The 11,376-nt window shown below is 62.9% G+C and carries 8 protein-coding genes; 3 read left to right on the top strand and 5 right to left on the bottom strand.

What is annotated here, in order from left to right:
* Positions 1-25: 25 nt before the first annotated feature.
* The 4 genes from frc to F757_RS34790 form a co-directional block, all read right to left on the bottom strand.
* Positions 26-1,273, bottom strand: a complete 1,248-nt coding sequence (gene frc, locus F757_RS0100145) for a formyl-CoA transferase (protein WP_027209581.1) — start codon at positions 1,271-1,273, stop codon at positions 26-28.
* A gap of 24 nt (positions 1,274-1,297) precedes the next feature.
* Positions 1,298-3,061 carry a thiamine pyrophosphate-binding protein gene (locus F757_RS0100140; RefSeq protein WP_027209580.1) on the bottom strand — a complete coding sequence of 588 codons (1,764 nt, stop codon included), beginning with the start codon at positions 3,059-3,061 and terminating at the stop codon, positions 1,298-1,300.
* 500 nt (positions 3,062-3,561) lie between these two features.
* On the bottom strand, positions 3,562-4,281 hold the full coding sequence (locus tag F757_RS0100135) for a GntR family transcriptional regulator (RefSeq protein WP_027209579.1): 720 nt from the start codon (positions 4,279-4,281) through the stop codon (positions 3,562-3,564).
* On the bottom strand, positions 4,259-4,477 hold the full coding sequence (locus F757_RS34790) for a hypothetical protein (protein ID WP_084530659.1): 219 nt from the start codon (positions 4,475-4,477) through the stop codon (positions 4,259-4,261). Before F757_RS34790 ends, F757_RS0100135 begins: the two co-directional genes overlap by 23 nt.
* A 390-nt stretch (positions 4,478-4,867) precedes the next feature.
* On the opposite strand from F757_RS34790, the gene shiA reads away from it, so the two are divergent.
* The 3 genes from shiA to F757_RS0100115 all read left to right on the top strand — a co-directional run bounded on the left by shiA (position 4,868) and on the right by F757_RS0100115 (position 8,118).
* Entirely contained in the window at positions 4,868-6,184 is a 1,317-nt protein-coding gene (shiA, locus tag F757_RS0100125; RefSeq protein WP_027209577.1) for a shikimate transporter, read from the top strand.
* A gap of 391 nt (positions 6,185-6,575) precedes the next feature.
* On the top strand, positions 6,576-7,979 hold the full coding sequence (locus tag F757_RS0100120) for an L-lactate MFS transporter (protein ID WP_027209576.1): 1,404 nt from the start codon (positions 6,576-6,578) through the stop codon (positions 7,977-7,979).
* 10 nt (positions 7,980-7,989) lie between these two features.
* A complete protein-coding gene (locus tag F757_RS0100115) occupies positions 7,990-8,118 on the top strand; it encodes an MFS transporter small subunit (protein WP_027209575.1) in 129 nt (42 codons plus the stop codon).
* A 70-nt stretch (positions 8,119-8,188) separates the two neighbouring features.
* Here F757_RS0100115 and F757_RS0100110 read toward each other — a convergent pair whose 3' ends face one another.
* Positions 8,189-11,047: a YadA-like family protein gene (locus F757_RS0100110; RefSeq protein WP_027209574.1), complete on the bottom strand. Its 2,859-nt coding sequence runs from the start codon at positions 11,045-11,047 to the stop codon at positions 8,189-8,191.
* Positions 11,048-11,376: the final 329 nt, after the last annotated feature.

The raw sequence follows: 11,376 nt of genomic DNA, 5'->3' as shown, positions 1-11,376 counted from the left end.
CGGTTGGTCTGTGGTTTGCGCGCGCCTAAATGGCGCCGGCGGTACGCAATGCACTGATCTGCTCGGGCGAGTAACCCAGTTCCGCCATGACTTCGTCGGTATGTTCGCCAAGCAGCGGCGAGCGCCTGACTTCCGTTGGACTGTCGGACAGTTTGATAGGATTGCCAACTGTCAGATACTTCCCGCGCGTCGGATGATCGACTTCGACAATCGTGCCGGTCTTGCGCAGCGAGGGTTCTTCGGCAATCTCCTTCATCGAGAGAATCGGCCCGCAGGGAATGTCGTACTTGTTGAGAATCTGCATGGCCTCGAACTTGGTCTTGGTCATCGTCCAGCGTTCGATTTCCGCGAAAATCTCCTTCAGGCGCGGCAGACGCGCGACGGGCGTCGCGTAGTCGGGGTCAGTGGCCCACTCCTCCTTGCCGATCACGTTGCAGATCTTGGCCCACACCGGCGCCTGCGTGATGAAGTAGATGTAGGCGTTCGGATCGGTCTCCCAGCCCTTGCATTTGAGAATCCAGCCCGGCTGCCCGCCGCCCGATGCATTGCCCGCGCGCGGCACCGCTTCGCCGAACTTGCCATTCGGGTATTGCGGATACTCCTTCATCACGCCGGTGCGTTCCAGCCGCTGCTGATCGCGCAGCTTCACGCGGCACAGATTGAGCACGCCGTCCTGCATCGCGGCGAGCACGCGCTGGCCGCGGCCCGTTTGCGTGCGCTGATACAGCGCGGTGACAATGCCAAGCGCCAGATGCAGGCCGGTGCCGCTGTCGCCGATCTGCGCGCCGGACACGACCGGGGGGCCGTCGTCGAAGCCCGTCGTCGAGGCCGCGCCGCCCGCGCATTGCGCGACGTTCTCGTAGACCTTGCAGTCCTCGTAGGGACCCGGGCCAAAGCCTTTGACCGACGCAACGATCATGCGCGGATTCAGCTCCTGGATGCGCTCCCACGTGAAGCCCATGCGATCCAGCGCGCCCGGCGCGAAGTTCTCGACCAGCACGTCGCATTTCTGGATCAGCGCCTCGAGCACCTGCTTGCCTTCCGGGTGCTTGGTGTCGATCGTGACCGAACGCTTGTTATGGTTGAGCATCGTGAAGTACAAGCTGTCCACGTCGGGAATGTCGCGCAGTTGCTCGCGCGTGATGTCGCCGGCGCCGGCCCGCTCCACCTTGATCACGTCCGCGCCGAACCACGCCAGCAATTGCGTGCAGGTCGGGCCCGATTGCACATGCGTGAAATCGAGAATGCGCACGCCGTCGAGTGCTTTGCCCATGTCGTGTCTCCTAAGGTATCCGTATTACTTGTACATGGTCTGATTCTTGGTGCCCGGCGCATATTCGCGCGGATCGACCCAGATGTTGACGACCGCAGAGCGCCCGGTCCGATGAATCGCTTCGCGCGCACGCTGCAATGCGCTCGCGATCTGCGCGGGGTCGCGCACTTCCTCGCCGTAACCGCCCAGCATTTCGGCAAACTTGCTGAACGGCACGTCGCTCAGCAGATTGCCGACGTTGCCGCGCTCGTCGCCGTATTTGGCGAGTTGGCCGTAGCGGATCTGGTTCATCGCAGAGTTATTGCCGATCACCGCGAGGTACGGCGCGCCGAAACGGTTGGCCGTCTCCATGTCGAACGCGGTCATGCCGAACGAGCCGTCGCCGTAGTAGCAGAGCACTTCCTTGTGCGGGTGCGCGACCTTGGCGGCAAGCGCGAAGCCCGTGCCGACGCCGAGCGAGCCGAGCGCGCCTGGGTCCATCCACTGCCCCGGGCGACGCGGGCGCACGGCTTGTGCGGAAATCGTCACCACGTCGCCGCCGTCACCGATATAGATCGTGTCGTCGGAGAGGAACTCGTTGAGCTCGTAGGCGACGCGGTACGGGTGAATCGGCGTGTTGTTCGACTTGAAAAGCGGCATCAGTTTTTCAGTCGCGGTTGCTTCGGCGTCCTGAAGCTGCGCCATCCATTTGCGGCGCGCCTGGCGCTTGTCGTCTTTCAGGCGACCACTCGCGGCTTGCAGCACAGCCGCGAGAATCGCGCCTGGATCGCCGACCAGACCGAGGTCGATATCGCGGTTTTTGCCGACCGTGCGGTAGTCCATGTCGATCTGCACGAGCGTCAGTTCCTTGCTGATGCGCTTGCCGTAGCCCATGCGGAAATCGAACGGCGTACCCACTACGATCAGCACGTCCGCATTGGCGAAAGCCTGCGAGCGCGTGCGGTCGAAGTGATGCGGGTCGCCCGGCGGCAGCAGGCCGCGGCTCGCGCCGTTGAAGTAGCCCGGAATGTCGAGTCCGCGCAGCAGCGCGATCGCTTCTTCATGGCCGCGTGCGGTCCACACCTGCTGCCCGTACAGAATCGCGGGACGCTCGGAGTTCACGAGAATGTCGGCAAGCTTCTCAATGTCGCGCGGGTCGCCAATCGACCTGGTCGACGCGCGATAGTGGCCCGGCTGCGGCACGACCGCACGCGTCAGTTCCACTTCGCGGTCCAGCACGTCACGCGGAATTTCCAGGTAGGCCGGACCCGGCGCGCCGTTGAAACACTCGCGCGCGGCCATAGAGATCATGTCCGCCACGCGCTCCGTGCTCGACACGCTTGCGGCGAACTTGGTGATGGGCGCCATCATGTCGACGTGCGGCAGGTCTTGCAGCGAACCCATCTTGTGCTGCGTGAGCGCGCCTTGGCCGCCGATATGCAGTACCGGACTTTCCGAGCGGAACGCCGTCGCAATGCCGGTCACCGCGTTCGTGCAGCCGGGGCCGGCCGTCGTCACCACGCAGCCGAGCTTGCCCGTTTGGCGTGCATAGCCGTCGGCTGCGTGCGCCGCGACCTGCTCGTGGCGCACGTCGATAATGCGAATCCCTTCGTCCACGCAACCATCGTAGATGTCGATGATGTGTCCGCCGCATAGCGTGAAGATCGTATCGACGCCTTCGTTCTTCAGCGCCTTCGCGACCAGGTGGCCGCCGGAAACGACGCCGGCGTTGCGCGTCTTCTGCTTGAGCGTGTCTTCCGCCGTGGTGCTGCCCGTAACCGGGTTCAGGGATGAAACAACTGCGGACATGGTCGTCTCCTGTGTATGTCGACCGGCGCGGGCGCTTCAGCCGTTACGCCGGTTCCATGCTTAAGCATTGATGGGAGTTCGCGCTCGTGCGCTTACCCCGCGTCCCAAGAATCTGCTGCTTGTCGATTGTTTGAACACATTCCCAGACCACGCTGCCGGCTCTGTTCACATACGGTATGTGATATATCAGTTTCAGGCAAGGACGATTTCGCGGAAGGGCCAAGCGTGCTGTTTGCGCTGCAACCCTTGGCGGACGGGCAAGACGGTGATTCTTGGAAGCTGACTGATTCCGGCCGCAAGGGAAAACACTGAGCGCAGTCCCTAAACGCTCACTGTTGATATATCACATACCACATTTCAGACGGCGTCAAGCACGGTGTTTCCCTGAGCGGCGGCGGCACGAATAAAAAAGCCCGCGGTGCGTGAACACCGCGGGCTTTCGCCTGCGTCCTTCTCCGATGCGGTGCGCGCCTGAACCGGCGGCCCGCCCTACTCAGCGGTCAATCCAGGAAATCGCAGTTTTTCTCCACGAAGGCCGCCAGATCCAGTGAATGCTGGCGCGTGAGCCGCTCCGCAAGTTCGGTATCGCGCTTCTCGAGCGCCTCGATAATGCGCAGATGGTCGACAATCGAGCGCGACGCGCGATCGCTTTGCGAGATCGTCATGCGCCTGATGGCCCGCACGTGGATAAAGATGTTCTTGATGGTGTCCAGAATGATCTGGGACTTCGCCAGTTCGACGATAGCCTGATGAAACGCGATGTTCGCGTCGGAATACTCGGCGATGTGCTCAGCAGGGGTGGCGTCGCGGAAATTGTCGAACATATGCCGCAGACGGGCGATTTCCTCGTCTGTAGCGCGCTGCGTGGCGAGCCGGGCGGCCATACTTTCCAGCGCGGCCCACATGTGAATCATTTCGACGATTTCGCGTTTGCTCTTGCGCACGATGTAGATGCCGCGGCGCGGCACCATGCGCAGAAAGCCCTCCTGCTCAAGCAGCGTCATCGCCTCGCGTACAGGCGTGCGGCTTACGCCAAGCGTCTCGCTCAGCACGCGCTCGTCCAGACGGATTTCTTCGCGCGTCTGGTAAATGTCCGCGTCTGCGATAGCCTGGCGCAGCATGGCATAAGCCTGATCGCGCAAGCTCGCGCTTGCGCCGATAGGCTGCAACGACAACGTCAAAGGTGTGGCCACCGCTTCAGTTTGAAGTTCCGACGACATTCATCGCCTCAGATTGAACATGCATACGATAAGGCGCCACCGCGGCCCCGCGCTGCTGGTCAAGTCCGACAAAGCGGCCATGTTGCGCTGCAAGTTGCGCGACAGACTGCGGAATCGAGCGAGCCAGGAAAACCGTGGCGGCACTACCCAGGCCAACAACAGCAACGGCCAGCAGCGAGAGAGGAACAAATTCCATTTGTAGCTCCAAACGATTGAGTGAACGAATGACTCAATCATATGCTGCATCGCCGCAAAAATCAATATTCGGTATGTAGTATATCAGTCACTGTTGTTTTCCGATCATATCCTTACGGTAGCATGCGCCGCGTCATCGCGCGTGTCCCTCAAGTCGACTTGCATCGCGCTCGGTGTAAACGCTAGAAACGCGCGGAATGCGCGCAAAAGCGTTCGCATATCGCGCAGCCGACCCTCTGTGCTAATTGTGGGATGACGCCCACACCATTAACCTTCCGCACATCCTGCGATTGTTAGCCATGCCCCCATTCGCCAGACGCACGCGCGTCGGGCCAAGGCTCACGCGGCTAACCACACACAGCGTTCCCAGAATTCCAAGGAGACACCCGTCATGAGCACTACCGTTTCGCCGGCCGCAGCCATCGACCCTCGCACGGCACGCAGCCGCGCTCGCAAGGCGGCGCTGGGCAGTTTCGTCGGCGCAGTTGTCGACTGGTACGACTTTTTGCTGTACGGCATTGTCGCGGCACTGGTCTTCAATTCAGAGTTTTTCCCGAAAGTGAGCCCCGCCATGGGCACGCTCGCGGCCTTTGCGACGTTCGGCGTCGGCTTCCTGTTCAGGCCGCTGGGCGGCTTCGTGTTCGGCCATTTCGGCGACCGGCTCGGGCGCAAACGCATGCTGGTGCTAACGGTGATGATGATGGGCCTGTCCACCGCCGCTATCGGCCTGTTGCCGTCGTTCGCGACCATCGGCTGGCTCGCGCCCGTGTTGCTCGTCACGCTGCGCGCGATTCAGGGCTTCGCGGTCGGCGGCGAATGGGGCGGCGCGGCGCTGATGGCGGTAGAAAGCGCACCGGAAAAGAAAAAGGCGTTCTACAGCAGCGGCGTGCAGGTCGGCTACGGTGTCGGCCTCGTGCTGGCAACCGGGCTCGTCGCGTTGATCAGCCGCTCGATGGACAACGCGTCGTTCATGAGCTGGGGCTGGCGCCTGCCGTTCCTCTTCAGCGTGGTGCTGGTGCTGATTGCCATGTGGATCCGCTCGAGTATGGAAGAGTCGCAGGAGTTCGTGGAAAAGGTCGGCGCGCACGGCGAACGCCGCGTTCGGCTGCCGATCGTGGAAGCCCTGCTGCGCCACCCGAAAGCGTTCCTGCTCATCATCGCGCTGCGCCTTGCGGAACTGTTCACGATGTATATCGTGACCGCCTTTGCGCTCAACTATTCGACGGCGAATCTGCATATGCCGCGCGAGTTCTTCCTGAGCATCGGTCTGCTGGTCGGCGCCGTGAGCTGCGTGACGATTCCCCTCTTCGCGATGCTCGCCGACCGCTTTGGCCGCCGCCGCGTGTACATCGTCGGCGCACTGGTCGGCATGTTCAGCGCGGTGCCGTTTTTCCTGGCCCTCGAAGCTCGTTCGACGGTGTGGATCGTGGTCTTCGCGGTGATGCTCGCGAACATCGCCCACGACATGGTGGTGAGCGTGCAGCAGCCGATGTTCACCGAACTTTTCGGCACCGAATATCGCTACAGCGGCGCGGGCGTCGGTTATCAGGTGGCGAGCGTGGTGGGGGGCGGATTCACGCCGTTCATTGCGGTCGCGCTGGTCAGTTTTGCTGGAGGTTCATGGCACCCGGTGGCGGGCTATCTCGCGGTCGGCTGTCTGATCTCGGTGCTGGTCGCCGCGAAAATGAAGACGGGGCGCACGGTCTGACGGAATGCGCAGCCAGGAAAGGCCGGCGTGGCGATGCTGCCACCGCCGGACTTTCTGCTTTTGCGCTCGGCTCAGCGAGAGACACCGCGCGCGCGTAACGGACGTTTCATGCCTCGCCCTACCCGCCATTTGGGATTTGTGGACGCCATCCGACAGATCCGCGTCGCATTCCCTCGGGCAATGCCTTATGCATTGCTATCTCATATTGCCAACCTAGGCTCACCGCCCTATCGTTCGCACAAGCAAGTTCCCCACAGAATTTGCGCGCGTTCATATGAAGCCCAGCCGCATATATGAACGCGGCATCGTTCTGCAATTTTCACGCCGAAAAGACTCAAGCATTCGGTCTGATGCGCCGATAACAAAGACTTCGCTTCCCGGGAGACCGACCATGAGCAGTATTACCGAGCCACAGCACAATCGAGGCTCCGCACCATTCTTTTCCAAAGAAGCCACCATTGCGAAACCGGGGTTTTCCCGTTGGATGGTTCCGCCCGCAGCACTCGCCGTTCATCTCTGTATCGGCCAGGCGTATGCGTTCTCCGTGTTCAACGGCCCGTTGACCAAGGTCATCGGCATCACGCAATCGGCGGCTGACGACTGGTCGCTCACGTCGCTCGGCTGGATCTTTTCGCTGGCCATCGTGTTTCTCGGTTTGTCGGCGGCCTTCGCCGGCAAGTGGCTGGAGCACGTCGGCCCGCGCCGCACCATGTTCACCGCAGCCTGCTGTTTCGGCGGCGGCTTTCTGATTTCCGCACTGGGCGTGTACCTGCACCAGATTGTCCTGCTGTATCTCGGCTACGGCGTGATTGGCGGCATCGGGCTCGGCCTCGGCTATGTGTCGCCTGTCTCGACGCTGATCCGCTGGTTCCCCGACCGCCGCGGCATGGCGACCGGCATGGCGATCATGGGCTTTGGCGGCGGCGCGATGATCGCGGCGCCGCTCTCCGTCGCGCTGATGAATCACTTCAAGAGCGCCACCAGTATTGGCGTGGCTGAAACCTTCATCGTGCTCGGCGTTGTCTATTTCATCTCCATGTCGATCGGCGCGCTGGCCATTCGCGTGCCGCCAGCCGACTGGAAACCGGCAGGCTGGACCCCGCCTGCCACGTCGACGCAGAAGATGATCACGCGCAACCACGTGCACATCGACGAGGCGCTGAAGACGCCGCAGTTCTATCTGATCTGGCTGGTGCTGTTCCTGAACGTGACCGCCGGCATCGGCATTCTCGGCCAGGCGTCGGTGATGATTCAGGAGAGTTTCAAGGGCACCGTGACGGCCGCCGCCGCTGCCGGCTTCGTCGGCCTGCTCTCGCTGTTCAACATGGGCGGCCGCTTCGTGTGGGCGTCGGCTTCGGACTGGATTGGCCGCAAGAACACCTACTTCATCTTTTTCGCGCTGGGCGCGGTGCTGTATTTCCTCGTGCCGAGCTTTGCCGCATCCGGCCATATGGCGCTGTTCGTGCTGTCGTACTGCGTGATTCTGACCATGTACGGCGGCGGCTTTTCGACCGTGCCGGCGTATCTCGCGGACATGTTCGGCACAGCGTTCGTGGGCGGCATTCACGGACGCCTGCTGACCGCGTGGGCCGCAGCCGGCGTGGCCGGCCCCGTGCTGGTCAACTACATCCGCGCATACGAAGTCGCGCACGGCGTCGCGAAAGCCGACGCCTACACGATGACGGTTCACATCATGGCCGTGCTGCTGGTGGTCGGCTTCATCTGCAATCTGTTGGTCAAGCGTGTGGACGACAAGCATCACATGACCGACGCACAAGTCGCCAAAGGCGCATAAGGAGATTCGCATGTCGACCGTTGAACCCGTGCACCCGACCAACAAGGTCATGATCGCCGTCTTCTGGCTGTATGTGATGGTTCCGTTGGCGTGGGGTGTCTACAACACGCTCTCGCAAGCGATGAAGCTGTTCCAGTAAGCCAGTGCGCCCCGCCTTCACGGCGGGGCGCCTTCCCTGCGCCGCCGGCAGTTCCCGCCGGCCGGCTCCCCTACCACTGATATGCGGCACCGGCGCCCACCGCGGTGGTCACCGAACTGATGCCCGCGCTCAACTTCACCTTGAAGTTTTGCGCGACGCGCGCCGACAGCCCCACCGCCACAGCCTGATAACCCATGTAGCCGGCCGTGCCCACGCCGATTGCGAGGTTCTTGGTCGCATCGACCTCCGGGACCATGTTCATGGCCATTGCCGACGCCGCGCCGGCATACGCGCGCCGCGCCAGATCGCCCATGCCGCTTTGGAACTGCTGCACGTTGACAGCGTCGCCCGGCGCGCGCCCGGCGGCGAGGTTCGTAATGCGGCGCTCGTTGCCGCTCGAGCCGACGGAAACCGTATTCGGCTGATCGGCCACCGAGCCCTCGCCGAGCGCGACACTATTGGCTGCCGACGCCTTCGCGCCACCGCCAAGCGCGAGAGAACCGTTGCCGCTCGCCTGCGGCGCGCTAGCCGAACTGTTCGCGGCCACATAGCCGTTGCCGGTGGTCGCGTAGTTTTTCACGGTCTGGTCGATGCTACTGATCTGCTGGTTGGTCTGCCACAGTTGCGCGCCGGTTACCGCATCGCTGCTCGTGGCCGACACTTCGCCGTTCTTCAGATTGGTCAGTTGCACCGCTGGCCCATTCGCAGTGGTGCCGCCGAGGGTCACCTTGTCGTGCGCGGAGCCGTCGTACTGAACCGCATTGACCACCGTCCCGTTGATACGGCCAACGGTGCTCTGCAAACCCGCAATGTCGCTACTGTTCTGCGTGACGCGGCCGTCCAGATTGCCTAGCGCATCGCCGACGCTGTTGACCACCTGCCCGCCCACCTTAAAAGCGGGCGCGCTCACCGAACCGTCCGCATTCACCGTCGACCCGCCGCCAAGCGCCGTCGCCGTGCTCGCGGCCTGCGCGAACAGTTGTGAGCCGTTGACCGCGTCGGTACTGGTTGCGTTCAGCGAGCCGCGCCCGACACCCGTGACCACGCGATTGCCCTGCGTGCCCGCCACGTTGACCGAGCGGCCGTCTGTGGTCGCGCCAATCTTGATTACGCGTGAAGCCGGGTCTTGCGTAACGACGCCGATGCCGCCTTTCTCGACGTTCTGCTGCAACGTCGTGAGCCCGTTGTCGAGCGAGTCGAGCGCGTCGCCGACGTTGTTTTGCGTGCCGCGTTGCACGTGGTATGTCGGGCCGGTGACCGTGCCGTCGGTGTTGATCTGCGCACCGCCGCCAAGCGCGGCCACCACCGGGCTGAACTGCGCAAAATTGATCGCGGCGCTGTCCGTCACACCTGCCGCGACGCCGGTCAATTGACGCGCGCCGCCGGTCCCGGCCAGATCGACGCGCCCGCCGTCCGTGCCCTGCCCGATGCTGATCACACGCGAGGTCATGTCCTGCTGAACGAGGCCGATCTCACCGTTCGTGATCTGCTTCGCGACGTTCGTCAGATTGCCCTCGAGCGCTGTGGTGCGCGTGTCGAGGCCGGCGATCTTCGTCGTGTTGACACTCGTGCGCTGATCGAGGTCCGCAATGTCGGCCGCGCTGCTGGTGACGCGGCGGTCCAGGTTCGCGATGCTGTCGCTGTTCTGCGCGACGATCTGATTGGTGGCGAACAACTGACCGCCGTTCACTGCGTCCACGCTGTCGCTCGTGAGATTCGCGGCGCGCACGTTGGTCACTCGGACCGGCGCGCCGGCGTTGCCAAGCGTCAAGAGATCCCGCGTGGACGAATCGTATTGAACCGAATTGGCCGTGGCCGCTGCAATTGTCGACGCGCTCGCGGCCGCACTCGCCGCAGTGCTGGTTGCCACGCTGGTATTGACGGCCGCGGCGAGCGCCGACCCGACGTCGTTATAGGTGCTGCCGCCAATGGTGTAAGCCGGCGCTTTAGGCGTGCCGTCCGCAGTCACGGCGGAGCCGCCGCCGAGCGCCGCCGCCACGGTCGCGGCGTTGCGGTAAAGCTGGGCGCCGTTGACCGCATCGGTGCTCGACTCGCCGATCGCGCCGCGTGCGAGGCCCGTCAGCGTGCGGTTGCCGTTCAGTCCGGCAACGTTCACGCGAATCCCCGGTGACGACGTTGCGAGCAGAATGTCGCGGCTGTCGGGATCCTGCCGCACGAGCCCGATGCTGCCGGACACGACCTGAGACTTCAGCGCCGCGATGCCGGTGTCGAGCGAGGTCAATGCGCTGCCGACCGTAGTTTGCGTGCCCGATTGCAGGTAGTACTTCGGACCGACGGTCGAGCCGTTCGCGCTCACCGACGCGCCGCCTCCGAGTGTCGACACGACCTGCCTGAGCTGCGCAACGTTGACCGCCGACTGCGCAGTCGTCCCCGCCGCGACGCCGAGCAGTTCGCGCGGCCCGCCGGTTCCGGTGAAGTCGACGGAGTTGCCGTCCGTGCCCCGCCCGACGGTTAGAGCACGTGTGTCCGGGTCCTGCTGAACGAGCCCTATCTGGCCGCTTGCGATGTTGCCCGCGAGATCCGAGATGCTAGCGGCATTCTGCGACACCGCGTCGTTGGTGGCGCGCAGTTGCGCGCCGTTTACCGCGTCGGTGCTGTAAGGGTTCAATGCGCCCGCCGCGACGTTCGTCACCCTGACCGGCGTGCCCGGATTGCCGAGCGTCACAATGTCGTGCGCGCCGCTATCGTAGAACAGCTCATTGGTGATATCCGGACAGCCTGCCGATGTGCAGTCCTGGGCGGCAGCCGGCTGCACCAGCGCCAGCGCCCCGAACAGGCCCGCCGACGCAGCAGCAAGCGCCCGGCATATCGAAGCGCATTTCGCGCCCCCGCTTCTCGTTACCTCCGATGCCGCTATATACACGCGCTTCGCTTCATTCCATACCGCTTTATAAGTCTTGTTCAACATTCCTCCCACTCTTTATCCACGATCTCTTGCCGGGATTTTTCTTATGCCATCCTAAGTATTTAACGGACAGGTCGGACTCAGGACGCACCGCTTCTGCCCGGCAAACAGGGCTCAAGCGGCGAGTGTGCAGGCACGTCCGCAGTTCGCGAATACGATTAATCCGAAAAGCGATTTTTTAGCGTGAATTAGCTAAATGGCATAGGGCGAATAAGACGAAAAGCAGCCAAACATCGTAATCGGACATGCGCACGATTAAGAGCTTTTAGTCGAATACTGAAGGCGGCCGAGAACCGGCGTTGAAGAAATGCGAGCAAGGCAATGCTGGCCCG

The organism is Burkholderia sp. WSM2232, from assembly GCF_000472545.1.
Classification (GTDB): domain Bacteria; phylum Pseudomonadota; class Gammaproteobacteria; order Burkholderiales; family Burkholderiaceae; genus Paraburkholderia.
Note: the sequence above shows the minus strand (reverse complement) of the source record. Positions and strands in the feature narration are given on the sequence as shown.

Bases quoted from the DNA above. Each gene is read 5' to 3' on its own strand.
- frc (WP_027209581.1), bottom strand. From the start codon at position 1,273: ATGGGCAAAGCACTCGACGGCGTGCGCATTCTCGATTTCACGCATGTG.
- F757_RS0100140 (WP_027209580.1), bottom strand. From the start codon at position 3,061: ATGTCCGCAGTTGTTTCATCCCTGAACCCGGTTACGGGCAGCACCACG.
- F757_RS0100135 (WP_027209579.1), bottom strand. From the start codon at position 4,281: ATGTCGTCGGAACTTCAAACTGAAGCGGTGGCCACACCTTTGACGTTG.
- F757_RS34790 (WP_084530659.1), bottom strand. From the start codon at position 4,477: ATGGAATTTGTTCCTCTCTCGCTGCTGGCCGTTGCTGTTGTTGGCCTG.
- shiA (WP_027209577.1), top strand. From the start codon at position 4,868: ATGAGCACTACCGTTTCGCCGGCCGCAGCCATCGACCCTCGCACGGCA.
- F757_RS0100120 (WP_027209576.1), top strand. From the start codon at position 6,576: ATGAGCAGTATTACCGAGCCACAGCACAATCGAGGCTCCGCACCATTC.
- F757_RS0100115 (WP_027209575.1), top strand. From the start codon at position 7,990: ATGTCGACCGTTGAACCCGTGCACCCGACCAACAAGGTCATGATCGCC.
- F757_RS0100110 (WP_027209574.1), bottom strand. From the start codon at position 11,047: ATGTTGAACAAGACTTATAAAGCGGTATGGAATGAAGCGAAGCGCGTG.